Here is a 24,330-nt window from a genome sequence, read left to right as displayed (position 1 = left end):
ATGGCGAGAGGACGACTGACCCGCGACGACTGGACGACGGCGGCCCTGCGCGCACTGGCCAACGGTGGCGTGGCCGCCGTCTCCGTCGACGCGCTCGCCGGGGAGCTCGGCATCACCCGCGGCAGCTTCTACTGGCACTTCAAGGACCGTTCGGCGTTGCTCGTGGCGGCGATGGAGGCGTGGGAAGAGCGGACCACGGCCGCGCTGATCACCGACCTGGCGCAGCTCGACGACCCGAGGGAGAAGCTGCGCGCCGGTTTCCTGGCGGCGCTGGGCACCGAGGTGATCGCCGGGCTGGAACCGGCGTTGATGGCACAGGCCGCGCACCCGGCCGTGGCCCCGGTGCTGAAGCGGGTGATCGACCGGCGGATCTCCTACCTGGCTTCGCTCTACGGCGAGCTGGGCCTGACCCCCGCCGTCGCGCGGCGGCAGGCGGTCTTCGCCTACTCGGCCTACCTGGGCTGGTCGGACCTGCGGCGGGCGGCCGGCGACGTGGTCCCGGAGGTCACTGTGGACGGTGCCCGCGGCCGGGCGGGGCTCAAGCACTTCATCGAGCAACTGACCCTTGATCTTCGTTGACATACACAACTGTATGGATAGAACATACACCTGTGTATGAACGAACGAAGTGGTTCCGCGTGGGAGCCTGGGCGTGGATCGCGACCGGTGCCGGTCACCTGGCGACGGCGGCACTGGTGGCTTCCCGGCCCGAAACGCCGGAGTCGAGTCGCGCGATGGCGGCGATGCGCGAGCACGGGATCGAACTGCTCGGACTGAAGCGCAGCCTGGCCGACCTCGACCTGGGCATGTCGCTCGTGATGGGCGTGGCACTCCTCTTCGCCGGGGCGCTGTGCCTGCTCGTGCCGGAGGTCACCCGGAAGCTGGCCGGGCTCGCCCTGGTCGCGTCGCTCGTCGCACTGGGCTTGTCGGCGTGGTTGCTGCCCGTGCCGCCGATCGTCCTGTTCGCCGCGGCCTGCCTGGCCTTCGGTTGGACGCTGGTCAAGCCAGAGCCGCGGCGTTAACCTACTGGGAGCGCTCCCGGCCCCTGGAGGTCCGATGCACCGCTCCCTGCTCGCCCTGATCGCCCTGCTCACCGCGCTCCTGTTCCCGGTGACCGCCACCGCGCAGGCCCCCGCCCGCATCATGCCGCTCGGCGACTCGATCACCGGTTCGCCGGGCTGCTGGCGCGCGCTGCTCTGGCAGCACCTCCAGCAGACCGGCCACACCGCCGTCGACTTCGTCGGCACGCTGCCCGCCCAGGGCTGCGGTTTCTCCTACGACGGCGAGAACGAGGGCCACGGCGGTTATCTCGCCACCGGCATCGCCAACCAGAACCTGCTGCCGGGCTGGCTGGCCGCCACCGATCCGGACATCGTGCTGATGCACCTGGGCACCAACGACGTCTGGAACAACCAGAGCCCGTCGGCCATTCTCGGCGCGTTCAGCAAGCTGCTCGGCCAGATGCGCGCGAACAACCCGGACACCGAGCTGCTCGTCGCGAAGATCATCCCGATGGCACCGGCCAACTGCGGTGCCTGCGCGCAACGCGTGATCGACCTGAACGCCGCGATCCCCGGGTGGGCGCAGGCGAACAGCACCACGCGCTCCCCGATCACCGTGGTCGACCAGTGGACCGGCTTCAACCCGGCCACCGACACCTACGACGGGGTGCACCCGAACGGAACCAGCGGCATCCAGAAGATCGAAAGCCGCTGGTACCCGGCAGTGACCGCAGCGCTCGGTTAGCAGACGTTCTGCGGACTGTTCACCAGCGTGTTGTTCACGAAGTTCGTGTTGGTGCCACACGGGTTCTCGGTGATCGCGGAGTTCGTCACGGTCAGGTTCCGCACCGTGACGTCCGAGGTCACCGGGAACTCCGTGCGCGAGGCGAGCCGGATGTCGCCGGGGCCGGCCACCTTTCCGCTCTGCGCCGCCAGGTTCACGTTGTAGCAGTTCTCCAGCAGGATCGCGTTGCTGCCGGTCTGCGCGATGTCCAGCCGGTCGATCACCATGCCGCCGCTCTCCGACACGCAGAAGACGCCGCGCCCGCCACCGCGCGCGATCACCTCGCCGACGCGGATGTTGACCGGGTAGGAGTTGCCGATGCGGCCGTTGCGGTTCGCCGTGCGGAACGCCGCGTACCCGGTGCCGGTGCCCGCGCCGCTGCCGTCCACCTTGGTCACCGTCGCGTTGATGGTTTCGTTGAGCAGCAGGCCGGAACCGCCGGTGTTCCGCGCGACCACGGTGCCGACGGTGAGCCCGTCCACGCCGTAGGTCTCCACGCCGTGCGTGCTCGACCCCTGGACGTAGACGTAGTCGATGCGCACGTTCCTGGTCCAGCGCGAGGTGTCGCCGCGGTTGTCGATGCGCACGCCGAGCCCGCCGGACAGCCGGAGGTCGAGCTGGCCGAGGATCACGTTCTCGACGTTCCGCAGGAAGATGCCGTAGAGCGGCGAACCGGTCAGGTTCAGGTGCTGGACCTCGATGTCACGCGCGTTCCTCGCGTAGACCGGGGCCTGGTCGCCGGAACCGGACCCGGTCACGTTGATCGTGCCGCACACGTCCAGCACGGTGTAGCTGGGCACGGAGAACCGGCTGCCCGCGCTCATCGAGCCCGAACCGCGGACCACGATCCGTTCCTTCCACGTGCGCCCGGCGGTGAGGCTGCCCGCCGCCGACTGCAACGCCGAAAGCAGGCTCGTGCCGGTGTAGACGGTGTTGCCGCCGTTCCGGACGGTCCAGGTGCCGCCGTTGTTCACCGCCTCCGCGTGGAACGACCCGGTGCCGCAGTCGGCCAGCGGACCGGCGGCGGAAGCGGGTACGGCGGGGATCAGCGCGGCGAGCAGGGCGAGTACTGAAAGCGCTTTCCCGAATGACGAACGCATCGTCGCTCCTCGTCTGCAGGGATGGAGGATTGGGAGCGCTCCCAAGCCTCCGGCATGCTAACCGAGGTAGTCCAGGTGTACGCCATCGATGGACCAGAGTCCCGAAGCGTCCCCGCCGTGCGCGGCGAGCAACGCCGGGAAGTACTCGCGCAGGGCCTGCTCGTACCCCACCTCGCCGCGGATCAGTTCCCCGGCCGCGCCGACGATGCGATCGAGGTCGCCTTCGATGCGGGCCCGGCTCATCGACGGGGTCCGCGGGCCCTCGTCGTCCTCGGTCACCACGGCCGGGTCGAACTGGCTGTAGCTGGGAAAACGCCCGGTGTCCGGGATGACCGAACGGAACGGGACCCCGGTGAAGAAGTACTCGAACCAGCGTCCGCCGGAGATCGTCAGCCACGGCGTGCCAACGGCCAGCACGGCCATGCCGAACCCGGTATGCGGCGAGACGAAAACATCACTCGCTTGGACCAGGGCCAGTTGTTCGACCAGCGGGACATCGACCGCGTTCACCGGGTTCGACCGGTGCGCGAGCAGTTCCCGAAGGCCGCGCTCCCCGAAGCCCGAGGTGGTCCGCCCGTCGTACCGGGTCTTGCCGAGCAGCACGATCTCCGCCTCGGGATGCGCCTCGGCCAGCGCGTCCAGGATCAGCAGCCACGAACCGGCCGACGGGTACAGCTCCGGCTCGCTCGATCCGCTCGGCAGCACCGCGATCCGGGGCCGTCGCTCGCGGCGCACCGCCTCGGGGAGTTCGAAGCGCAGGTGCTGCCGGGGCAGGTACCCGACCCGCCGGTCGCCGACGAAGGTGCGCTTCGTGCGCGCGATCAGGTGTTCGTCGGCCGCGGCGTAGTAGTCGCGCATGCCAGGGAACATCTGCAGCTGGAAGTCCTGGTACCGCCGGGAATCCTCGATCACGTGGTCCCATTCGCGCGGCAGCGCCGCCAGCCGGGCCGCGGAGTCGGGGTCGGGGTCCACAAAGGAATGATCCATCGCGTACTTCGCCGAGACGAACGGGCAGTAGTCGGCGAACTCCACCGCGGTGGTCGCGTTGAGCACCACCGCGATCTCCCGGTCCGGCCGCGCCGCGTGATGGCCGTTCGCGTAGTACAGCGCCTCCACCGCGTGCCCGATCGGATGCGCGTAGAAGAAGTTGATCAACGTGCGATCGGTCATCGGGCCACCGTGGCACCCGCCGCCGCGGTGGCGAAACCTATTTTCCGCGCCCGTTGGCCCGCAGGATCTTGGCCGCCCGGACGGTCGCCCAGCCGAACCATTCGTGGGTGCCCGCCGTGGAGAAGCTGTTCCAGTCGACCGCCCAGCCACCGTCCGGCAACCGCGACGCTTCGAGCTCGTCGAGTTCCGCCTCGATCACCTCGGCCGGGAAGAACTGCCGCAGCGGCCCGGGTTCCGGCGCGAAGTCGAGCGGGCGCATCGCCTCGCCCTCGGTACCGCCTTCGACCGCCAGCGAGCCGGTGGCCGGGATGAAGGCGCCGAGCCGCTTCAGCTCGTCCTCCGCCGAGATCGCCGCGAGGAACTGCAGCGAGTACCGGAATTCCAGCGCGTGCCCGGCGCCGTCGAGCTCCCGGATCCGCCGCAGCGAGTACTCCGTCGCGGTGGTGAGCCAGGGGTGCTCGCGCAGTTTCGGGTCGTGCCGCGCGACGCGGTGTGCGATCCCGGCGAGCATGGCGGTCATGTGCAAAGAGGACTCGGTGGGATCGGCGGAGAGGAAGAACGGCGCGCAGCCCGCCGGATCGTCGAGCGGCAGGGCGAACGGCAACCCGCCGTCGGCCAGGGTGATCGAGTCGAGCCAGTCGCACAGGCCGTGCGCCTCGGGCGCGGATCCGGTCTCCTCGAACACTTCGAAGGCGTGCAGCGCGCTCACCGGCTGGCTGGTCCGCGACCGCAGGTCGGGCTCCAGGCCGGAACCGTAGCCGCCGTCCGGATTGCGGTAGCCGGCCAGCGCGGCCAGTGCCACGTCCGCCGAGCCGCCTTCGAAGAGCAGTTCGTACCGGCGCCGGTCGAGCAGCCTGGCCCGGGTGGCGATGAATTCGGAGGTGGTGGTCATGCTCCGAGTGTCGCGCGCCGGTCTTGAACGGAACGGTCAGCCGAGCCCGCCGGCGAACTCGGTGGACCGCCAGTGCTCGATCACCGGTTTGAGCCCGTCGGCCAGCAGCGGCAGCTCCGGCACCATCGGCAGGCAGCCGACGATCTGCAGGTTGCGCAGGGCTTCCATGACCCGCAGCAACCGCGGGTCGACCGGTCGCAGGCCGAACTTGGCGGCTTCGGCGTCGTAGGCGGCGACGCCCTCGTCCCCGATCGCGGCGAGGTCCCATTCGACCGGCCCGCGGGTGACGTGCTCGAAGTCCGAGAAGTACACCCGGCCGGGTGTCTCGATCAGGTTGTAGTACGGCGCGTCACCGTGCACCACCTGCAGGTCGGCGTCCGGGAACTCGGCCAGGAAGGCCTCCTCCGAGGCGAGCAGCGGGGCGAACACCGCCCACTCCCGGCGCGCCCGGTCCAGGTCCTCGGGCGGCAGCAGGTCGGCGCGGCCGTCCAGCTGCTCCAGCGCGTCGTCGAGGAAGCCGTCCATCATCGCCAGGAACCCCGGATCGCCGGGGTACTCGCGGAGCACCGAGTGCAGCCGCGCGGTGAGCGCGAACCGCGGGCCGGTCTCCAGTTCGGGCTCGGTGACGCCTTCGATCAGCTCCCAGAAGGTGATGCCGAACCCGTCGCGCTGCACCGGCTCGGCGGGCACCAGCGGACTCGGCACCACGGTCGGCTCGCCGCGCCCGGCCAGCCACCGGGTGACGTCGAGTTCGTTGCGCTGGAAGGACTTCTGCTGCTCCGGCGTGACCGACCGCGGCAGCACGGTCGGCACCCTGGCGATCACCGGTGAAGGGTCGAGGACCACCACGACGGAGAACACGTCGTAGATGACCCTGGGCTCGGTGACCACCACGCCGAGTTCCCGCGCCGCGTCGGCCGCGGCGCGGGTCGCTCGTTCGGTACGGGCGGCGAGATCCTCGGGTGAGAGCATCCGCCTACCCTACGTGAGCGGTCAGCGCGCTCCGGTGAGATGGTCGAGCGCGAGCTGGGCGAGCCGGACGAAGCCGTAGTTCCGCTCGGCCGCCTTGTCCGCGTCGAAGTCCTCGAAGGATGACCGGTCGGCGAGCAGGTCGGCGGCGGTTTCGCCATCGTTCAGCGTGGGCACGGCCAGCTCCGGCACCAGCGAGGCGGCCAGCGCCTCCTGCACCTCGGGATCGGCGCGGAAGGCACGCGAACGCTCGGCGAAGATGAGGTAGCTGCGCATGTTCGCCGCGGCGCTCTCCCACACCCCGTCCATGTTCTCCGTGCGCAGCGGCTTGTAGTCGAAGTGGCGGGGGCCGTCGTAGCCGCCGTGTTCGAGCAGGTCGACCAGGAAGAACGAGGGCAGCACGTCACCGTGGCCGAAGACCAGGTCCTGGTCGAACCGGGGGCCGCGCTGGCCGTTGAGGTCGATGTGGAACAGCTTGCCCTGCCACAGCGCCTGCCCGAAGCCGTGCACCACGTTCAGCCCGGCCATCTGCTCGTGGCCGACCTCCGGGTTGACGCCGACGATCTCGTGGTTCTGCAGGGTGGAGATGAACGCCAGCGCGTGGCCGATGGTGGGCAGCAGGATGTCACCCCGCGGCTCGTTCGGCTTCGGCTCGAGCGCCAGCCGCAGGCCGAGGTTCTGGTCGAGCACGTACTGCGCGAGGAAATCCACGCCTTCGCGGTACCGGTCCATCGCCGCCTTGACGTCCTTGGCGGCTTCGGTCTCGGAGCCTTCGCGGCCGCCCCAGAGCACGTAGGTGGACGCCCCCAGCTCGGCGGCCAGCTCCATGTTGCGCATGACCTTGCGCAGCGCGAACCGCCGGACCGAGCGGTCGTTGCTGGTCAGCGCGCCGTCCTTGAAGACGGGGTGGCTGAACAGGTTGGTGGTGACCGTGGGAACCACCATGCCGGTCTCGGCCAGCGCCGCCTGGAACCGCTTGATCCGCCGGTCGCGCTCGTCGTCGGCCGAGCCGAACGGGATCAGGTCGTCGTCGTGGAAGGTGATGCCCCAGGCCCCGAGGTCGGACAGGCGGTGCACGGCCTCCACCGCGTCCAGCGGCGCCCGGCTGGCCGGGCCGAACATGTCGTTCGCCGGCCAGCCCACCGTCCACAGCCCGAAGCTGAACTTGTCCTCGCGCGTCGGTGCCTGCGTCATCACGCCTCCATGAATAAGTTTGATGCCTGAACTTATCCGCGTGGGCTCGGCCGGGTCAAGGCTTTCGTTCAGCCATCGAACGAATACAATCGCCCGATGATCGGGCCCGCCGGACAGCACACCGTGCGCCAGCACAACTCCGCGCTCGTGCTGCGCGCGATCGCCGACGGCCCCGGGGTTTCCCGCGCGGGACTGGCCGCGGCCACCGGTCTGACCAAGGCGACGGTGTCCAGCGTGGTGGACGCGCTGATCGCCGCCGGACTGGTCGCCGAGGGCGCCCCCGAGCAGCGCGACGGGCCGGGCCGACGCGGAACCGTGGTCTCCCTGTCCCCCGCGGGTCCGCACGGGCTCGGCGTGGAGATCGGCGTGGACTACCTGGCCTACTGCCTGGTCGACCTGACCGGCGCGGTGCGGGCCGAGCGGGTCCGCTTCGCCGACAACCGCACCCCGCGAGTTTTCCGCCGTACCAAGGAATTCCTGGCCTCGGCGCGCAAGGAGGCCGACGCGCTGGGCGTGCCGGTGGGTGGCGTGGGCATCGCGGTGCCGGGCCTGGTCGAGTCGACCACCGGCGTGGTGCGCCTGGCCCCCAACCTCGGCTGGCACGACGTCGACCTGCCCGCGAAGCTCGGCGGCACCTTCTCGGTCGGGAACGAGGCGAACTTCGCCGCGCTCGCCGAACTCTGGCACGGTTCGGGCCTGCCGGACTTCGTGCACGTCTCCGGGGAGATCGGCATCGGCGCCGGTCTGGTGCTCGGCCGGTCGTTGTTCGAAGGCGTGCGCGGGCTGGGCGGGGAAATCGGCCACCTGCCGGTGGATCCGCAGGGACCCCCGTGCTCGTGCGGCGCGAACGGCTGCCTGGAGCGGATGGCGGGACAGGAGGAAATCCTGCGCCTGTCCGAAACCGCGTCGGTCGACGAACTGATCGCCCAGTTGGAGGCTGGGACCGGCACCGCCGTGGCCGCGGTGCGGGAAGCCGCGCGCTGGCTCGGCATCGGACTGTCCACTGTGGTCAACCTGGTGGACGTGCCCGCCGTGGTGCTCGGCGGTACCTACGCCCGGCTGGAGCCGTGGTTGCGCGAACCCCTACTGGCCGAACTGGACCGGCGGGTGGCCAGCTCGGCCTGGTCGCCGGTGGATCTGGTGCGCTCGCCGCTGGGAACGGGGGCGGCCGTCCGGGGTGCGGCCGCCTCGGTGATCCGCGGCATCATCGCCGCGCCCTCGGCCTGACCGCGCTCGTTTTTGACACGGGTGTCGGTAGCGTAATACGCCGTATTACGGTTGCCGCACCCGTGTCAAAAATGAGCCCGAGGTCAGGGAACGCGCGCGGTGAAATCCACGCTGGTGACCAAGCGGCCGGCCACCGCGGCGAGGTCGGTCCAGCCGCGCCCGGACGGGGAATGCAGGGTGAACAGCGCGGCTCGCGCGCCGGCGCGGTCGAGCACCACGGCCTGCAGCTGGGCGCCGCCGGGCAGGATGCGCTCGGTGAGCACCACCGGGTAGCCGCGGGCCGTCTCGGCCTGGGTGACCTCGCGGATGCCGGGGCCGCCCGCGTCGGCGAGAAAGCACCGCAGCTCGGCGGCGTTTGCCGTGGGCGCCGGGACGACCCCGCCGACCAGGAGGCCCGGATCGGCGGCGGGGTGCTCGACCAGCGCGAGCAGCACGGCGGCTTGCTCGTGCGCCACCTCGGCGGCCCGCACCACGGCAGCCTGCTCATGCGCCCGCATGGCGGCCCGCACCACGGCAGCCCGCTCTTGCGCCACCTCAGCGGCCCGCACCACGGCAGCCTGCTCATGCGCCACCTCAGCGGCCTGCACCACGGCAGCCCGCTCTTGCGCCACCTCAGCGACCCGCACCACGGCAGCGCGCTCATGCGCCCGCATGGCGGCCCGCACCGCGGCGGCGTACTCGTGCGCCAGCTCGGCGGCCTGCACCGCGGCTGCCTCCAGCGCGGGATCGGGCTTCCGCAGGCGGGCGATCAGCTTGCGCAACTCGGCGGTGGTCTGCTCGAGCGAGCGCAGGGACACCGAGGTGATCCCGGGGACCGAGCCCAGCTTCATCGGGCGAGTGCCGCGGCGAACGTCCCGGCGGCGAACTCCGGCACGGCCCCACCCGGCGACGGGCGCAGCACCGCGGCGGCCAGCGCGGCGGCGACCGCGGACTGCGCGTCCAGCGCGTCACCCAGTTCGGTGAACAACTCGGCCCGGTCGGGGATCCTGGCGGTGGCCTCGGTGTGGTCACCGTCCACAGTGCGCAGTCGTCCGGCGATGCGTTCGGCCTCGGCGAGGTGGTCGCGCTCGAGCAGGTGGGCGGATTCCAGTACGCGTTCCAGTTCGCGGGTGAGCTGTTCGTGGCGTGCCATGGCTGCGCGGCGGTCGGCCTCCACGCCGGGCGCGGTGCTGAACTGGGCGGTCACCGTCGCGGTGTCGACCTCGTCGGAGGCGGTGAGGAGGGCGCGCTTGAGGCGGAGGGCGCGCTGGTCCAGCTGCTCCGCACGGCGGCGGTTGGCGCGGAGGGTGGCCGCCCATTCGTCGAGGATGGTGGCGGTCGACCGCAACGCCTTGGCGGTGGCCCCGCCCGACCAGCCCGGTTCGGGTGCGGTGAGCTGCGCAGCGGACACTCCAGCCCACCCCGGGGCAGGGGCCCGTCGCTCGCCGGACGATCCGGCGCCATCACCGGGCCAACCCGCGGCAGGGGCAGCCAGCCGATGGCCGGACGACCGGGTGATGGCGCCGGGCGAGGGCGGGTGGCTTGCCTCGCGAACGCAGCGTTCGGCGGCGGCCGATATCGCGTCCGGGTTGCCTGGGGTGGGGTCGAAGCCGAGACCCCGGTAGTCAATCCCCATCGGGTAGTCCTCTGGGCATGTCGTCACCCTCTGTGCCGACATGGTCGCGCGTGGCCTGGGTCAGCTTGCTCTGCACGCCGTCGATTCTGCCCGCCAAGGGGCAGATCAGCTCGTCGACGAAGGTGCGCCGCTACCGCCGGACGTCGCGGCGCTGGGGGCGCTGTTGCGGGCGCTGGGCCCGCTGCTGCCCCTGGCGTTGCTGCGGCTGACGCTGCTGGGGCGAGCGCTGGCGCTGCTGCGCCGGGCGCTGGCGGTTGGCCGGGGGCGGGGTGCGCGGCGCCGGGCGCCCTCGATCGTCGTCCTCCAGCTCCGGGCGGGGGCGGTTGGACCACGAATCGAACACGAGCAGTAACACCGCGAGCACGGCCAGGCCGATACCGACGTCGGTAAGCCCGACAAACACGATCAAAACGACCGAAACGGCCACCATGGGGACGACGACCACCCAGCAGAGGGGGTCGATCCGCCCGAACTTCGGACTCCCTGCCATGGCCGTCTCCCTTCGCCTTCCCCGTCGAAAGGCGTCACTGGGCGTTCACCCTAACTTGCCCCCGGGCCGCCGAGTACCGTCGCGCCATGCCAATTCTGGGCGGGCTCATCGCCGCCGTTTTCGGGACCGTGTTCGTCATGGTGAACGCCAACGAACCGCTCAATCCTACGTTCGGTCTGATCGTCCGCGCACTGGCCGGTCTCGCGCTGGCCTCCTACCTGATCATGGCCGTGGTGGCCCTCCGGCGCGGAGTGGCCGCCCCGCCCTCGCCCGCGGACCGGGGCGCGAGCTGGTTCGGCGTCAAGTACTGGCTCGTGGTCGTCGGCGAGCTGGTGCTGTTCGCCGCGGGGTCGGCGGTGCTCCGCCTGCTCGACGCACCACCACAGACCGGAGTCGCCTGGGTCGCCTTCGTGGTCGGCATCCACTTCATCCCGTTCGCTTCCCTCTGGCGGCAGCGCAGCATCCTGGTCCCGGCCTACCTGCTCACCGCCTACGGGCTTGCCGGGTTGATCATGGCCCTGACCTCGGCGGTCGCCTGGACGCCGATCGTCAGCGGGGTGCTCTCGGGGCTGACCCTGCTCGCCGGGAGTTTGTACGTTGCGTCACGTCCGACCCGGTCGGACCCGGCGAATTCACCAACTGCCAATTAGACTTGGCTGCCGACCCGGGAGGTACAGCACGGTGTGCGGAATTGTCGCTGCGGTCGGTGAAGTCGATACCCAACTCTGCCGGGAGATGCTCTCCCGCATCAAACATCGAGGTCCGGACGACACCGGGGAGATCCACCGGGGCCGGATCTGGCTCGGCCACCAACGATTGTCCATTATGGACGTCGACGGCGGCGCCCAGCCGATGAGCGATTCCGGTGGCACCACCCACCTGGTGGCCAACGGCGAGATCTACAACCACCGGCACATCCGCGAGGACCTCGGCCACGAGCTGTTCGAAACCGGCTCGGACAGCGAGGCCGCGCTGCACGCGCTGATCGTGGACGGCCCGGCCGGGCTGGCCCGGCTGCGCGGCATGTTCGCGCTCGCGTTCATGACCGACGACGAGGAGTTCCTCGTCGCCCGCGACGCGGTGGGCGTGAAGCCGCTGTACTGGGTGCGCAGGCCCGACGTGACGCTGTTCGCCAGCGAGCTGCGTGCGTTCGACGAGGCCGACCGCCCGCTGGTGGAGAGCTTCCCGCCGGGCTGCTGCTGGAGTCCGGCCGGCGGGCTGGTGCGCTTCGCCGACGCGGTGCCCGCCGTGCTCCGGCCCGCGCACCGCGCCGAAGAGCCCGGTGTGTGGGGCGAGGACCTGCTCAAGTCGGTGCGCGAGACGGTGGTCACCGCGGTGGAGAACCGGATGATGAGCGACGTCGGCATCGGCGTGTTCCTCTCCGGCGGGCTCGACTCGGCGATCGTGGCCGCGGTCGCCGCCGAGTACGCGCTGCGCCACCACCAGCCGCTGCCCACCTTCGCCATCGGCGCGCCCGGCAGCTCCGACCTGGCCGCCGCCAGGGTGGTCGCCGACCACCTCGGCACCGAGCACCACGAGATCGTGATGACCGCCGAGGACGCGGTGGCCGCGCTGCCCAAGGCGGTGCGCGCGATCGAGCACTTCGACCCGTCGCTGGTGCGCAGCGCGGTGCCGAACCTGCTGCTCGCCGAGTACGCCTCGAAGCGCGTGCACGCCGTGCTCACCGGGGAAGGCGCCGACGAGCTGTTCGCCGGGTACGACTACTACCACGAGGAACCGTTCACCAATCCCGACGCGCTGCAGGCCGAACTGGTGCGCACGGTCAACGAACTGCACCACCTGAACCTCCAGCGCTGCGACCGCACCACGATGGCCTTCGGCATGGAGGCGCGGGTGCCCTTCCTCGACCGCGACGTGATCGGGCTGGCGCTGTCCATCCCGCCGGAGCACAAGATGCTCGCTCCCGGGCGCGAGGCCAAGAAACTGCTCCGCGACGCCTTCGAAGGCTGGCTGCCGGAGGAGATCCTGCGGCGCGGCAAGGAACAGTTCGGCGACGGCTCGGGCGCGAAGGACGTGCTGGAGCAAGCGGTGCACGCGGCCCCGGAGGTCGCCGACGCCGACGGCGTCGAGCTCCGGTCCAAAGAGGAGGCCGGCTTCTACGCCATTTGGCGCAAGGAGCTCGATGGCATTCGTCCCGGGTCGACCCTGGGTTTGTTCGCGACCACCTGATCGATCGGTGAGCTATCCCACTCAACCCGGATTTTCCCGGGTTGAGCCGGGTTGCCGGTGCTTGTATGCACGCCATGATCGGATTCGAGACGGACCTGGACGACCTCCGTGCGTCCAGTGCCCACCTGGCGGCCGCGGCTGACGCGGCCGGCGCCGCCAGGGACAGCGAGCACCAGCAGGACGTCCCGGTGGCCCCGCCCCGGGAGAGCATCTTCGACATCTCCGGCCTGATCCCGGTGGACAACGCCTTCGGGCACTCGCTGGGCATGCAGGCGGTGGCCCGCGCCTACGAGAACCACCGCGCCAAGGTCGAGAAGATGCTCGCCGAACTGCACCAGAGCACGCTGGACTCGAGCCGCGCCCTGACCACCGTCGCCGAGCTGTACGAGCGGGCCGACGAAGACTCGCGCACCCGGCTGCAGCGCGCCGCCGCCGTGCTGGACGAAAGCTGAGGCGGGCGTGGACGACTACTTCGGCGCGGTGGAGACCACCTCCTACGAGAACAACCGCGACGCCCACCTCGAGGGCATCAGCGCCGATCTGCTCGACGGTGCCAACGACGCGCTCGACGCGCTCGACATCCTGCGCTGGACCGAGCTGTGGATGCCGGAGGAGCAGGTCGAGGACTGGCGCAAGCAGGTGGCGAGCGTCTACCGCGAGTTCTCCGCCGCCGACATCGAGCGCGACTCCGAATCCGGCCTGCAGGCGCTGATCAACGAGCAGGACAAGATCTGGAAGGCGCTGATCGACAACTCCAAGTCGGAGCTGGACCAGGCGGAGAAGCGGCTGGAGCACTGGCGCGGGGACGCGGCCAACGACGTCAAGGCCTACATCAACAACCTGGCCCACACCTTCGACCGAGTCGGCACGAAGATCACCGTGCTGGAGAGCGACGTGGTGGCCGCGCGCGAGGCGATCGCCTCGGCCAGGGGTGACCTGAGCAAGCTCGGCGAGTCGTTCAAGGCGGTCGCCGAGAAGTACCGCGAGGACCAGGAGCGCAAGAGCGAGTCGGCCGGGCTCAAGGTGCTCGGCGCGGCCTTCGCCGGCGCGGTGGCCGGGCTGCTCACCGTGGCCACCGCCGGGGCGGGCGCGGCCGCGGGCGCGGCGGTGCTCTCGGCCACCGCCAAGGGCGCGATCATCGCGGGCAACGTGGCGGGCTCGGCGATCAGCGCGACCATCGCCAACGCCGCGGAGATCACCGGCGACAGCATCTTCGAGCTGGTCGGGAGCTTCTTCGAGAACACCGACAAGCTCCGCGACGGCATGATCGAGGCGATGGACGACCTGGCCAAGCAGATCGACATCGAGGCCGAGGACCTTCCCGCGATCCCGCCGCCGCCGGACGTCAGCCCCGGTTCGTCGTTCAACCCGGACGACTTCGAGACCGAACGGCTGGACAAGGACCGCGAGCGCACCGTGCGCGACGCGGGCGTGGACATCGCCCCGGACGGCAAGGTGGACAGCTCCGCGGGCAGCCCGGCTCCGCTAACCTGAGGCGGGAGGTGGACCGCGCATGACCGACCGGCCGAAGCCGCCGAAGCCGCCGCAGAAGGCACCGGCGAAGGCGGACCGGGCGGCGATCGTCAAGTCGCTGCAGGAGCTGTCGGTGGAGGGCGGTTCACCGGACGGCACGGTCAGCCTGTCGGTCAACACCGACGGGGTGATGACCAGGCTGGCGCTGTCCGCCGGGGCGGCGAAGCTGCCGCCGGACCAGCTCGCGGACCTGGTCCTGCGCACCTACGCGCAGGCCCAGCGCGAGTCGGCCAAGCGCAGCGCCGAACTGCTCGCCCCGATGGGCAACGCCGGGTACGTGACCGACCGGCTGCGCTGGCGGCTCAAGTTCGAGCCCGCCACGACCGCGCCCGAAGCCGGTGCCAAGGAGAAGGACCTGCGGCGCGACCGCTCCGGTTCGTGGCGTGAGCCGGAGAAGCGGGCCGAGCCCGAATCGGACGACGAGTTCTACGAGAAGGGCGTCCGGTTCGATCCTTCCTGGTGACGGGCGCGGCCTCCCGGGTTAGCGTCGTCGCATGAGCAAGTCACCGGCGGTGGAGATCGAGGTCGGCCCGCGCGTGGTGCGGGTGTCGAACCCGGACCGGGTCTACTTTCCGGCCCGGGGCGAGACCAAGCTCGACCTGGTCAACTACTACCTGTCGGTGGGTGACGGCATCGTGCGCGCGCTGCGCGAGCGGCCGTGCATGCTGCACCGGTTCCCGTCCGGGGTGGCCGGGGAGAAGGTGCACCAGAAGCGCGTGCCGAACGGGGCGCCGCCGTGGCTGGAGACGGTGCGGGTGCACTTCCCCCGGTACAACCGGCACGCGGACGAGCTGTGCGTGACCGAGCTGGCCAGCGTGATCTGGGCGGTGCAGATGTCCACTGTGGAGTTCCACCCGTGGAACTCCCGGCGCGCGGACACGGAAAGCCCGGACGAGTGGCGGATCGACCTGGACCCGATGCCGGAGTGCGACTTCGAGCGGGTGCGCCGGGTGGCCCGGGTGGCGCACGAGGTGCTCGACGAACTCGGCATCGTCGGCTGGCCGAAGACCTCCGGCGGCGACGGGCTGCACATCTACGTGCGCGTCGAACCGGCCAGGGGCTTCCAGGAGGTCCGGCGGGCGGCGCTGGCCTTCGCCAAGGAGGTCGAGCGGCGCGCGCCGGACGACGTGACCACCGAGTGGTGGCGCAAGGACCGCGATCCGGGCAAGGTCTTCGTCGACTACAACCAGAACACCCGCGACCACACCATCGCCAGCGCCTACTCGGTGCGCGGGGTGCCGGAGGCGGTGGTCTCCACGCCGATCACCTGGTCCGAAGTGGATGATGTGGAACCGAGGGAGTGCACCATCGGCGTGGTGTCCCGCCGCTTCGCCGAGCTGGGTGACCCGCACGAGAAGATCGACGAGGTGGCGTACACAGTGGACACGCTGCTGGACTGGGCCGACCGCGACGGCCTCGACTGAACCCGGGACGACCCGAATCCGGAGATCGGCAGCGCGCGCGGAAGGCGGCGGCTACGCTGCCGGGCGTGTCCGAACAAACCTGGTCCCCCCAGCCCGGAACGCCCGTGATCGAGTACCAGTCCGGCCGGTGGTTGTTCATCGGCGGGCTGGCCATGTTCGTCCTCTTCGGCATGGCCGCCGCCTTCCCCGACATCGGGTCCCCGTCGTCGTCGTCGAAGTACAAGGACGTTCCCCCGGCCGTCGCGGCGTTGTTCTTCGGCTCGCTCGCGCTGGGCGGCGTGATGGCCATGATCGGCTCCTTCCCGCACCACTACCGCTTCGCCGTCGACGAACGCGGGCTGTGGTGGCGCGCCGGTCGCAAGTCCGACCTGATCGCGTGGGAGGAGTTGCGTGCCGTGCGCGGCCAGGAACCGCGCCCGCCGGGCAAGCGGGACCCGAACTCGAAGCCGGTGCTGCCGCTGGTGGTGTTCACCGCGGTGGACCCGCACTTCGCCACCCGCCACGCGGCGATGGTGAAGGGCCCGCCGGTCCCCGCGCCGGAGGTGGCGCTGAGGCTGCCGAGCTTCGCCAAGGTGCAGGAGCTGACCCAGGCGATCGGCCGGGTGCGGCCGGACCTGCTGCGCTAGTACTCGTCGCGGAGGCGCAGCCAGGACATGGCCGGGTCCTGCGGCCAGCCTGCCGGTGAGTCCTCCCAGGTCTCCTGGCGCCCGTACGGGGTCAGGTCGAGCAGGTTGAAGTCCATCCGCAGCCGGTCGACACCGCGCGAGGTGGTGAAGTAGGTCCGGAAGAACTCGTCGCCGTCGCGCAGGAGCACGCTCAGGCCGAAACCGCCGGTGAGGCCGAGGTCGTCCTCGAAGGTGCTGCCGTGGCTGGAGTACCAGGGCACGGTCCAGCCCATGCGCTCGCGGACCGGCGCGATCTCCGCCTGCGGGGCGCGGCAGAGCAGGATCAGCCGGGTGTCGCGGGCGTTGAGGTGGTCCTGGTCGGCGAGGTTGTCGGTGAACGAGCAGCACCCTTCGCACAGGTGGTCCTGCCCCTGCCGGAGCATGAAGTGGTAGACGACCAGCTGCCGCTTGCCGTCGAAGAGCCCGGCCAGGCCGACCTCCGCGCCGTCCGGCGCGGTGAACCGGTAGCCGGGGTCGAGGCGGACCATCGGCAGCCTGCGGCGCTCGGCGGCCAGCGCGTCCAGTGCGCGCGTGTGCTCCTTCTCCTTGACCAGGAGCGCGTCCCTGGCGACCTGCCATTCCTCCGGGGAAACCACCTGCGGCCGGTTCATCGCACTGCTCCATCCGTGTTTGAGTTCCCTGACGGAACTGACCGTAACGCACTTAGTTCCCTGAAGGAACCCTCCCGGCTAGACTGCGCCCATGCAACGCACCCGCTTCGGTGAGATGGCGTGCTCGATCGCCAGGACGATGGACGTGATCGGCGAGCCGTGGTCCCCGCTGATCCTGCGGAACGTCTACGTCGGCATCAACCGGTTCGACCAGCTGCAGGAGTCGCTGGGCATCTCGCGCAAGGTGCTCACCGAACGCCTGAAGTGGCTGGCCGAGCAGGACGTGCTGACGCGGCGGCGGTACTCGGACCGCCCGCCGCGGCACGAGTACGTGCTCACCGAACGCGGGACCGAGCTGTGCGACCTGCTGCTGGTGATGGTGCGCTGGGGTGATCGCTGGCTGGCCGGCGAGGCGGGGCCGCCGGTGCTCTACCGGCACCACGCGTGCGGCCGGATCAGCCACGTCGAGCTGCGCTGCGCCGACTGCGGGGAGCCGATGCGGGCGACCGATCTCGACGTGCTGCCGGGGCCGGGCCTAGCGTGAGGGGCATGGAAACCGTCGCCGAGCAGTTCAACGCGCGGATCAACGCCCACGACCTGACCGGACTCGGCCGCCTGATGAGCGACGACCACCGCTTCGTCGACACCGACGGCAACGTGGTCGCCGGCAAGCGGGCCTGCCTGGAGGCGTGGTCCGGGTTCTTCGTGGCGTTCCCGGAGTACCGCAACGTCTTCGAGTCGGTGACCACCGACGGCGCGCGGATCTCGATCACCGGGCACTCGATCTGCCCCGGCCACCCCGACCTCCAGGGCCCGGCGCGGTGGACCGCCGTCCTCACCGCGGACAACCTGGTCGCGGAGTGGCACGTCCACCAGGTCTAGGGTGCGCATGCTGCGCGAGGAAGGGCAGATGACTACCGTCACCGGCGAAATGGCCGTGTTGCTGGGTGTGCTGGGCTACCGCCAGGGCGACAGCCGGATCCTCGAAGCGATCGCGCTCGTGGGCCCCGGCCTGCAGGTCGAGGAGTTCGACTTCGACGGCGAGAAGTCGACCTACTTCACCTTCAAGCCGGCGGGCACCGACCTCCTGTTCGAGAACGACGTGCTGGTCTCGGCCATGGTGCGGACGCAGCAGGACAGCCAGGACGGCACGTACGGCTTGTACCCGCGCCCGGACGCACTGGTCGACGGCCTGTCCCCCACCGCGAGCCGCGCCGAGGTCGGTGCGCTGCTGGGCCCGCCGGAACGCAGCGGCCCGAACTTCGACCGCTTCCGCGTGAACAACCACTACCTCCACGTCGAATTCGGCGCGGACAACCGCATCGCCCGCCTCTCCGCCCTCCTCGAACCCGTCTAGCCGATGTCACGAATGTGGCTGTCGAGACGTCCAGCGTCTCGACAACCACATTCGTGACACTCCAGCGATTGGCCCAGCAGCCACCGTGCGCACACCCCGGTCCACGTGGGCCCGTTCCTCCGGGCCGCCGGGGTTGGCGCGTGGAGCGCTAGTTGAACGGATCCAGCGTGATGCTCGCCTGCGCCGGATTCCCGTCGTGCACCAGTGATTCGTGGGCGCCGACGTCATCGAAGGCGAAGCCGTAGGCCTTGCCGTCCACCATCCGCTCGTGGATCAGGCGGGAATAGTGGTTGGTCACCGAGTCCTGGTAGAAGCCGCCCGAGCCGGCGTCCGGCTGGTTCGGGTTGCTCAGCAGCGTGGACCGGTTGTATCCGGCGCACAGGGTGCGCGAAATCGGCCCGCGCACCAGGTCGTTCGGCGCGTCGAGCAGTTTGTAGCAGCCGAAGACGCTGTCGGAGTCCGGCTTCTGGAAGGAGGTGACCACCGCGCCCGCCGAGTTGGTGAAGTTCATCGTGTTCCCGGAGACGCGGCCGAAGTACTTGGTACCCGGCTGGTTCGCGAACGGCGTGACGGTCAAAGTGGACGACGCGTACTTGGACCACACGCGATTGATGTAGTCGTCCATGATGCCCGCGTTCAGCACCCCGGACCCGACGCCGTGGCCCGGCGAGAGCGCACGCAGCACGCTGCCGTCCGGCTTGGTCTGGACCAGGTTGCCCCAGCCGCCCGGCTGCGCCTTCAACGCGGAGAAGAAACCGTTGTAGCCACCGGCCTTCAACCGCCCGGTGGTTTTCTGCGCCCCACCCGACAATTGCACGCCGACCGAGTACGGCGCGGAGAACATGTCGACCTGGGTGCTGTTGATCCAGATTCCCGCGTCGTTGAGCGTGTACTCGGTCCAGTTGAACAGAATGTTCCGGTTCGGGTCGCTCGGATTCTGCACCGCGGGCTGCACCAGCCCGCCGGTGGTCAGTTTGAACACCAGTTTCTGGCCGTAGGAGAAATAGACCCGGCCGGAGAACTTCGGCAGCCGGACGGTGATCGAACCGCCGTTGGCCGGGCCCGGGATCGAGGCGTCCGGCGCCGGGGTCGGCGGGTTGCCACCGGCCGGCCACGGGTGGAAGGTGCCGTTCGCGTCGGCCCAGCCCTGGCGGCCGGTGCTGAGCTCGGTGCCCAGGTTGTAGACGTAGACCGGCTCACCGCGACCCGAGGTGTTCTTGATGGTCAGCGGGATGGTGGCCGGTACCGCCGCGGCCGCGGACGGCACCGAGGCCAGCCCGGCCGCGGTGGCCAGCGCGGCGCACAGCGCCAGCAGCTTTCTTGGTACGGACATGCGCATTCTCCTCCTAGAACAGGAATATCCACAGGAGCGAAATAGAATGCACCGGAAGGCGTGTTAATGGCGGGGACCGTGCACTTCCGGATACAGGGAGAGCCTTCCCAGGATCACACGTTCCACGTTAGGTGTCAACGTCACCGGGCGCACCGCACCCGTCGGCAGCTAGGCAACCCCGGATATCTTCGTTAACCTCCTGGACATGATTCCCACAGTTGTCTGGGGCACAGGCAACATCGGCCGCGCGGCCATCCGTGCGGTCACCGCCCACCCGTCGCTCGACCTGGCCGCCGTGCTCGTGCACAACCCGGACAAGCTCGGCCGCGACGCGGGTGAGCTGGCTGGTCTGGACCACGAGCTGGGCGTGCGGGCCACCGGCGACCCGGCCGCCGTGCTGGCCGCCAAACCCCGCGCGGTGGTGTACGCGGCCTCCGGCGACATCCGCCCCGACGAAGCGCTCAAGGACATCACCGACGCGATCCGGGCGGGCGCGGTGGTGGTCACGCCCGCCCTCTACCCGCTGTACGACCAGCTCAACGCCCCGGCGGAGCTGCGCGAACCGGTACTGGCCGCGATCAACGACGGCGGCGGCTCGCTGTTCGTCTCCGGGGTGGATCCCGGCTGGGGCAACGACGTGCTGCCCGCGCTGCTCAGCGGCCTCGGCACCACTGTGGACGCCGTGCGCTGCCAGGAGATCTTCGATTACTCCACCTACGAGCAGCCGGATTCGGTCCGGTACCTGGTCGGCATGGGGCAGCCGATGGACTACCAGCCGCCGATGCTCGCGCCGTCGGTGCCGACCATGGTGTGGGGCGGGCAGGTGCGGCTGATCGCCAGGGCGCTCGGCGCCGAGGTCGAGGAGATCCGCGAAACGCTGGACCGCCGTCCACTCGAGACCACCGTGGGCACCCGGACCATGGGCGAGTTCGAGGCGGGCACGCAGGGCGCGGTGCGGTTCGAGGTGCAGGGGATCGTCGGCGGGGAACCGCGGATCGTGATCGAGCACGTCACCCGCATCCACCCGTCCTGCGCCCCGGACTGGCCGCAGCCGCCGAACCCGTCCGGCGCGCACCGCGTGATCATCGAAGGCCGGCCGCGGATCGAGGTCACCGTGGAAGCCAGCGACGAGGGCGAGAACCGCTCCGCCGGTGGCAACGCGACCGCGGTCGGCAGGCTGGTCAACGCGATCGACTGGCTCACCGGCACCGAACCCGGTCTCTACGACGCACTCGACGTTCCCCTGCGCCCGGCGGCGGGCAGGCTCGGAAGGAGCACCCGATGATCATCGACATCCCCGAAGGCAAGGACGCGATCGGTTACGTGTGGGGCGAAATGGTGCCCGGCATCGGAACCGCGGCGTCGAACTTCTCGCTGGCGGTGTACAGCCACACCACGCTCGGCTTGCGCGAGTTCGAGGCGGCGCGGCTGCGGACCGCGCAGATCAACGGCTGCGTGTTCTGCCTCGACTGGCGCACCGAGCGCGACGGGCAGAAGGTCGAAGAGTCCTTCGCCGACGCGGTGGCCCAGTGGCGCACCACCGACGCCTTCGACGACCGCACGCGGCTGGCCGCCGAATACGCCGAGCGGTACGCACTGGACCACCACGGCCTGGACGAGGAGTTCTGGTCGAGGATGACCAAGCACTACAGCCAGGCCGAGATCGTGGAACTGAGCATGAGCATCGGTTCCTGGCTCGCCTTCGGCAGGCTCAACCACGTCCTCGGCATCGACTCGGTGTGCGTGGTGCCCAAGTTCTAGAAGTCCTCGGCGATCACCCGCTCGGCGTTGCGTTCGGCGAGCGCGGTGATCGTCACGAACGGGTTCACGCTGGCGTTGCCCGGGATCAGCGACCCGTCGACCACGTACAGCCCGGAGTACCCGTGCAGGCGGCCGTAGTTGTCGGTGGCCTTGTTCAGCACCACGCCGCCGAGCGGGTGGTAGGTCAGGTGGTCGCCCCAGATCTTGTAGACGCCGAACAGGTCGGTCCGGTAGATCGTGCCCTCCTTGGCGTTGATCTTGTCGAAGATCGTCTTCGCCATGTCGATGGACGGCTGCTTCCAGGCGGTCTGCCAGTTCAGGTCCACCTTGCCGGTCGAGGCGTTGTAGCTGAACTGCGCGCGGTTCGGGTTCTTGGTGATCGACAGGTAGAACGACGCGAACGTCTCGATGCCCGTCGGCAGGGGCGCGACCTCGGCGAACGCGCCGCCCGCCGCCCAGTTGTCGATGCCCGCGGTGGGCATGGACGACTGCAGCGCGCCGGTCGCGTCCCACATGTGGTTGGCGCGCCCGCACATCACGTTGCCGTTGTCGCCCCAGCCCTTGCCGATCTCGCCGTTGAGCCCCGGCAGCGCGCCGGTGGCCTTGAGCTTGGTCAGCAGCTTGCTGGTGCCGACGCTGCCCGCGGCGAAGAACACCCGGTCGGCGGTGACCGACTTGGTCGCGGTGGTGGCGCCGGTGGTGTTGATCTGCTCGATCACCACGGTGTAGCGGCCACCGGAGGCGGGGGTCACCGAGGTGACCTTGTGCAGCGGTGAGATGGCCACCCGGCCGGTCGCCTTCGCCTGGGCCAGGTAGGTCTTCTGCAGCGACTTCTTGCCGTGGTTGTTGCCGTAGAGCACCTCACCGCGCAGCGCCGACTTGGGCACGGCGCCGGCCTGCTCCTGCTTCATGTAGTTCCAGTCGTAGACGTTCGGCACGAAGACGAACGGGAACCCGGACCGCTCGGCGTGCTTGCGGCCGACGCGGGCGTACTGGTAGCACTCGGCGCTCTCCCACCAGGCCACGTCCACCTCGGTGACGCCCAGCCCGGCGTTGGCGCGCGGGTAGTACACGTTGTACATCTCGTCGGGGTTGACCGAGGGCAGCACCCCGCCGAAGTTCTCGCGCTTCGGCGTGACCGCCATACCGCCGTTGACCAGCGACCCGCCGCCGACGCCGCGACCCTGGTACACGCTGATCCCGCTGAAGTCCTCGGCGTCGAGGATGCCGGTGTGCAGCGGGACGTCCCTGTCGATGGGGAAGCCGAGGAAGTTGCTCAGCGGCTGCTTGGTCCGGGTGCGGAGCCAGTACGAGCGGTAGTCGGGGCTGGTGGTGTTGGCGAAGATGTTGCCGTCCGGGCCCGGGGTGTCCCAGGCCATGCCCATCTCGATCATGTGCACGTCCACCCCGGCCTGCGCGAGCCGCAGCGCGGTGACCGAGCCGCCGTAACCGGTGCCGATCACCAGCGCGGAGACCTGCGCCCCGTCCGCGATGGGCGCCGGCGGCGGCGCCGCCCCTGCCCGGCCGACCCCCAGAGCCGCCAGCCCCAGGATAGAACCAGTTCCAGCGATGAAGGCACGCCGGGATACGTCCATAGAACCTTTGCCAGACAGGGAGTTACCGCTCATGTGACGTTCCTCACTCTCGACATATGAGAACAAGTTATACTTGCGTCGATGATCAAGTCACTACGTACGCGACAGTAACTTGTTCCCGCCGGGGAGTGCACGCTCGAATGGTCCAACCACCAGAAATTCCGCATCTTGTATCCATTGTGGATAGTCAAGATGCGGAATTCGGCCGAATGGCGGAGTCAGCTGCGCGCGCGCCTGGTGAGGGCCATTCCGGCGAGCACGAGCGCGACCAGCACGGCCAGCCCCCCGCCCAGGAGGAAGGTGGCGCCCAGGCCCGCTCCCCCGACGATCGGCTGCGCGATCAGCGGCGAGGCGAACTGGCCGAGGAACAGCACCGAGGTGAGCAGGCCGAGCGCCCGCGTCCGTGCGCCGGGTTCGACCGAGGCGACGGCCCAGCCGTTCAGCGTCGGGTTGCTCAGGCCGACCCCGAGCCCGACGACCAGCATGCCCGCCGCCGCGGTCCACAGGTTCGCGGCGGTGCCGATCAGCACCAGGCCCACGGCGTAGGCGGCGAACATCACCACCGCCAGCACGCGGAAGTCCCACCGCGCGCGCAGCCTGCCGTAGTTCAGCCCGATCGCGGTCATCACCAGGTTCACCCCGGCGATCATCGCGCCGGTCACCACCGGCCCCGCCCCGCCCAGTTCGGCCAGCCAGAACGGCGCCTGCGTCGGGATCGTGTAGAACGCGGTGATGCTGAGGAAGGTCAGCAGGTACAACCCGAGCAGCCGCGCGGTCCACGGCGAACCGGTCGGCTCCCCGGCCTCACGCACCACCACCGGTGCCTCCGGCACGTTGCGCACGACCAGGAAGAACACCGGCACGGCCAGCAGGTACACCGCGAACGGCCCGCGCCAGCTCAGCTCCGCCAGCGCCCCGCCGAGCAGCATCGCGACCACCCCGCCGAAGCCCATCGCCGCGCCCTGCAGGCCGAGCACCCGGCCGTGCTGCGAGGACGGGTGGTGATCGGCGAGCAACGCCGTCGCGGTGGTCATGATCGCCGCGATGCCCACCCCGAGCAGCACCCGGCCGGCGAGCAGCGCGGGCAGGGAGTCGAGGAACAGACCGGATCCGCCGCCGACGGTGTAGAGCACCAGGCCCCCGGCCAGCACGCGCACCCGGCCGAGCCGCAGGCCGACGTGGCCGAGCACCGGCGCGGCCAGCATGATCGCCAGGCCCGGCAGGGTGAGCACGAGGCGCACCAGCACCTCGGCGTGCGGGGTCCCGGCGAAATGACGTTCCATCCCGGGCAGCGCCGGGGTGATGGTGGCGCTGGCCATGATCGTCATGGTGCTGACCCCGAGCAGGGTCGCCAGCAGCGGGCTGGGCGTGCGCCGCGTGGCGACGGTCGTCTCGGTCATGCACCCGAAGCTAGGACCT

The 24,330-nt window shown here is 70.2% G+C and carries 28 protein-coding genes; 16 read left to right on the top strand and 12 right to left on the bottom strand.

The annotated features are described in order from the left end of the window. Genes JYK18_RS23265 through JYK18_RS23255 form a run of 3 tightly spaced genes read left to right on the top strand, consistent with a single transcriptional unit; the run spans position 1 to position 1,746 of the window. Entirely contained in the window at positions 1 to 579 is a 579-nt protein-coding gene (locus JYK18_RS23265; protein ID WP_206804623.1) for a TetR/AcrR family transcriptional regulator, read from the top strand. Between the two features lie 32 nt (positions 580 to 611). Continuing rightward, positions 612 to 1,022 carry a hypothetical protein gene (locus tag JYK18_RS23260; protein ID WP_206804621.1) on the top strand — a complete coding sequence of 137 codons (411 nt, stop codon included), beginning with the start codon at positions 612 to 614 and terminating at the stop codon, positions 1,020 to 1,022. A 34-nt stretch (positions 1,023 to 1,056) separates the two neighbouring features. Then, entirely contained in the window at positions 1,057 to 1,746 is a 690-nt protein-coding gene (locus JYK18_RS23255) for an SGNH/GDSL hydrolase family protein (RefSeq protein WP_206804620.1), read from the top strand. On the opposite strand, the gene JYK18_RS23250 is transcribed toward JYK18_RS23255, so the two are convergent. The 5 genes from JYK18_RS23250 to xylA are packed head-to-tail and all read right to left on the bottom strand — an operon-like array spanning position 1,743 to position 7,110. Next, positions 1,743 to 2,885, bottom strand: a complete 1,143-nt coding sequence (locus JYK18_RS23250; RefSeq protein WP_206804619.1) for a hypothetical protein — start codon at positions 2,883 to 2,885, stop codon at positions 1,743 to 1,745. The genes JYK18_RS23255 and JYK18_RS23250 overlap by 4 nt on opposite strands. 57 nt (positions 2,886 to 2,942) lie before the next feature. Continuing rightward, the gene (locus tag JYK18_RS23245) at positions 2,943 to 4,055 is read right to left on the bottom strand and encodes a hypothetical protein (protein ID WP_206804618.1); all 1,113 of its coding nucleotides are present in this window, start codon (positions 4,053 to 4,055) and stop codon (positions 2,943 to 2,945) included. A 37-nt stretch (positions 4,056 to 4,092) separates the two neighbouring features. Then, entirely contained in the window at positions 4,093 to 4,947 is an 855-nt protein-coding gene (locus tag JYK18_RS23240) for a hypothetical protein (RefSeq protein ID WP_206804617.1), read from the bottom strand. Positions 4,948 to 4,983: 36 nt separating this feature from the next. Continuing rightward, positions 4,984 to 5,919 carry a phosphotransferase family protein gene (locus JYK18_RS23235; RefSeq protein ID WP_206804616.1) on the bottom strand — a complete coding sequence of 312 codons (936 nt, stop codon included), beginning with the start codon at positions 5,917 to 5,919 and terminating at the stop codon, positions 4,984 to 4,986. A 21-nt stretch (positions 5,920 to 5,940) separates the two neighbouring features. Next, positions 5,941 to 7,110 carry a xylose isomerase gene (xylA, locus tag JYK18_RS23230; protein ID WP_206804615.1) on the bottom strand — a complete coding sequence of 390 codons (1,170 nt, stop codon included), beginning with the start codon at positions 7,108 to 7,110 and terminating at the stop codon, positions 5,941 to 5,943. Between the two features lie 96 nt (positions 7,111 to 7,206). On the opposite strand from xylA, the gene JYK18_RS23225 reads away from it, so the two are divergent. After that, entirely contained in the window at positions 7,207 to 8,337 is a 1,131-nt protein-coding gene (locus JYK18_RS23225; protein WP_206804614.1) for an ROK family transcriptional regulator, read from the top strand. Between the two features lie 83 nt (positions 8,338 to 8,420). Here the strand turns inward: JYK18_RS23225 and JYK18_RS23220 are convergent, their stop codons facing one another. The 3 genes from JYK18_RS23220 to JYK18_RS23210 all read right to left on the bottom strand — a co-directional run bounded on the left by JYK18_RS23220 (position 8,421) and on the right by JYK18_RS23210 (position 10,442). Beyond that, complete coding sequence (locus JYK18_RS23220) at positions 8,421 to 9,167, bottom strand: hypothetical protein (RefSeq protein WP_206804613.1); 747 nt, start codon at positions 9,165 to 9,167, stop codon at positions 8,421 to 8,423. Continuing rightward, positions 9,164 to 9,727: a hypothetical protein gene (locus JYK18_RS23215; protein WP_206804612.1), complete on the bottom strand. Its 564-nt coding sequence runs from the start codon at positions 9,725 to 9,727 to the stop codon at positions 9,164 to 9,166. The genes JYK18_RS23220 and JYK18_RS23215 overlap by 4 nt, the downstream gene beginning before the upstream one ends. Before the next feature lie 355 nt (positions 9,728 to 10,082). After that, positions 10,083 to 10,442 carry a hypothetical protein gene (locus JYK18_RS23210; protein WP_206804610.1) on the bottom strand — a complete coding sequence of 120 codons (360 nt, stop codon included), beginning with the start codon at positions 10,440 to 10,442 and terminating at the stop codon, positions 10,083 to 10,085. An 86-nt stretch (positions 10,443 to 10,528) separates the two neighbouring features. Here JYK18_RS23210 and JYK18_RS23205 point away from each other — a divergent pair, with 86 nt between their 5' ends. From JYK18_RS23205 to JYK18_RS23175, 7 genes are all read left to right on the top strand, one after another. Beyond that, entirely contained in the window at positions 10,529 to 11,092 is a 564-nt protein-coding gene (locus JYK18_RS23205) for a hypothetical protein (RefSeq protein WP_206804608.1), read from the top strand. Positions 11,093 to 11,123: 31 nt separating this feature from the next. After that, a complete protein-coding gene (gene asnB, locus JYK18_RS23200; RefSeq protein ID WP_206804607.1) occupies positions 11,124 to 12,632 on the top strand; it encodes an asparagine synthase (glutamine-hydrolyzing) in 1,509 nt (502 codons plus the stop codon). Between the two features lie 74 nt (positions 12,633 to 12,706). Continuing rightward, the gene (locus JYK18_RS23195) at positions 12,707 to 13,084 is read left to right on the top strand and encodes a hypothetical protein (protein WP_206804606.1); all 378 of its coding nucleotides are present in this window, start codon (positions 12,707 to 12,709) and stop codon (positions 13,082 to 13,084) included. Positions 13,085 to 13,091: 7 nt separating this feature from the next. Then, complete coding sequence (locus JYK18_RS23190) at positions 13,092 to 14,126, top strand: hypothetical protein (RefSeq protein ID WP_206804605.1); 1,035 nt, start codon at positions 13,092 to 13,094, stop codon at positions 14,124 to 14,126. 19 nt (positions 14,127 to 14,145) lie between these two features. Then, entirely contained in the window at positions 14,146 to 14,628 is a 483-nt protein-coding gene (locus tag JYK18_RS23185; protein ID WP_206804604.1) for a YbaB/EbfC family nucleoid-associated protein, read from the top strand. Between the two features lie 31 nt (positions 14,629 to 14,659). Then, entirely contained in the window at positions 14,660 to 15,589 is a 930-nt protein-coding gene (gene ligD / locus JYK18_RS23180; protein ID WP_206804603.1) for a non-homologous end-joining DNA ligase, read from the top strand. Positions 15,590 to 15,654: 65 nt separating this feature from the next. After that, positions 15,655 to 16,215 (top strand): hypothetical protein, encoded by a 561-nt coding sequence (locus JYK18_RS23175; protein WP_206804602.1) that lies wholly within the window; start codon positions 15,655 to 15,657, stop codon positions 16,213 to 16,215. On the opposite strand, the gene JYK18_RS23170 is transcribed toward JYK18_RS23175, so the two are convergent. After that, entirely contained in the window at positions 16,212 to 16,865 is a 654-nt protein-coding gene (locus tag JYK18_RS23170; RefSeq protein WP_206804601.1) for a DUF899 domain-containing protein, read from the bottom strand. The two genes, JYK18_RS23175 and JYK18_RS23170, sit on opposite strands and share 4 nt — an antisense overlap. 91 nt (positions 16,866 to 16,956) lie before the next feature. Here JYK18_RS23170 and JYK18_RS23165 point away from each other — a divergent pair, with 91 nt between their 5' ends. From JYK18_RS23165 to JYK18_RS23155, 3 genes are read left to right on the top strand one after another with little or no spacing between them, the layout of a single operon-like run. Next, on the top strand, positions 16,957 to 17,409 hold the full coding sequence (locus JYK18_RS23165) for a helix-turn-helix domain-containing protein (protein WP_206804600.1): 453 nt from the start codon (positions 16,957 to 16,959) through the stop codon (positions 17,407 to 17,409). A 5-nt stretch (positions 17,410 to 17,414) separates the two neighbouring features. Continuing rightward, the gene (locus tag JYK18_RS23160) at positions 17,415 to 17,747 is read left to right on the top strand and encodes a nuclear transport factor 2 family protein (RefSeq protein WP_206804599.1); all 333 of its coding nucleotides are present in this window, start codon (positions 17,415 to 17,417) and stop codon (positions 17,745 to 17,747) included. Between the two features lie 28 nt (positions 17,748 to 17,775). After that, positions 17,776 to 18,222, top strand: coding sequence for a hypothetical protein (locus JYK18_RS23155; protein ID WP_206804598.1), 447 nt, complete (start codon positions 17,776 to 17,778; stop codon positions 18,220 to 18,222). Between the two features lie 148 nt (positions 18,223 to 18,370). On the opposite strand, the gene JYK18_RS23150 is transcribed toward JYK18_RS23155, so the two are convergent. Beyond that, positions 18,371 to 19,555, bottom strand: coding sequence for a glycoside hydrolase family 64 protein (locus JYK18_RS23150; protein ID WP_242582003.1), 1,185 nt, complete (start codon positions 19,553 to 19,555; stop codon positions 18,371 to 18,373). A 205-nt stretch (positions 19,556 to 19,760) separates the two neighbouring features. Here JYK18_RS23150 and JYK18_RS23145 point away from each other — a divergent pair, with 205 nt between their 5' ends. Together JYK18_RS23145 and JYK18_RS23140 are read left to right on the top strand one after the other, a co-directional pair. Beyond that, on the top strand, positions 19,761 to 20,840 hold the full coding sequence (locus JYK18_RS23145) for a dihydrodipicolinate reductase (protein WP_206804596.1): 1,080 nt from the start codon (positions 19,761 to 19,763) through the stop codon (positions 20,838 to 20,840). Further along, positions 20,837 to 21,316, top strand: coding sequence for a carboxymuconolactone decarboxylase family protein (locus JYK18_RS23140; RefSeq protein WP_153034653.1), 480 nt, complete (start codon positions 20,837 to 20,839; stop codon positions 21,314 to 21,316). The genes JYK18_RS23145 and JYK18_RS23140 overlap by 4 nt, the downstream gene beginning before the upstream one ends. Here the strand turns inward: JYK18_RS23140 and JYK18_RS23135 are convergent. Then, positions 21,313 to 22,866: a GMC oxidoreductase gene (locus JYK18_RS23135; protein ID WP_374195084.1), complete on the bottom strand. Its 1,554-nt coding sequence runs from the start codon at positions 22,864 to 22,866 to the stop codon at positions 21,313 to 21,315. The genes JYK18_RS23140 and JYK18_RS23135 overlap by 4 nt on opposite strands. A 263-nt stretch (positions 22,867 to 23,129) precedes the next feature. Beyond that, a complete protein-coding gene (locus JYK18_RS23130; RefSeq protein WP_206804594.1) occupies positions 23,130 to 24,311 on the bottom strand; it encodes an MFS transporter in 1,182 nt (393 codons plus the stop codon). Positions 24,312 to 24,330 lie beyond the last annotated feature (19 nt).

This window comes from Amycolatopsis sp. 195334CR, from assembly GCF_017309385.1.
Lineage (GTDB): Bacteria > Actinomycetota > Actinomycetes > Mycobacteriales > Pseudonocardiaceae > Amycolatopsis.
Note: the sequence above shows the minus strand (reverse complement) of the source record. Positions and strands in the feature narration are given on the sequence as shown.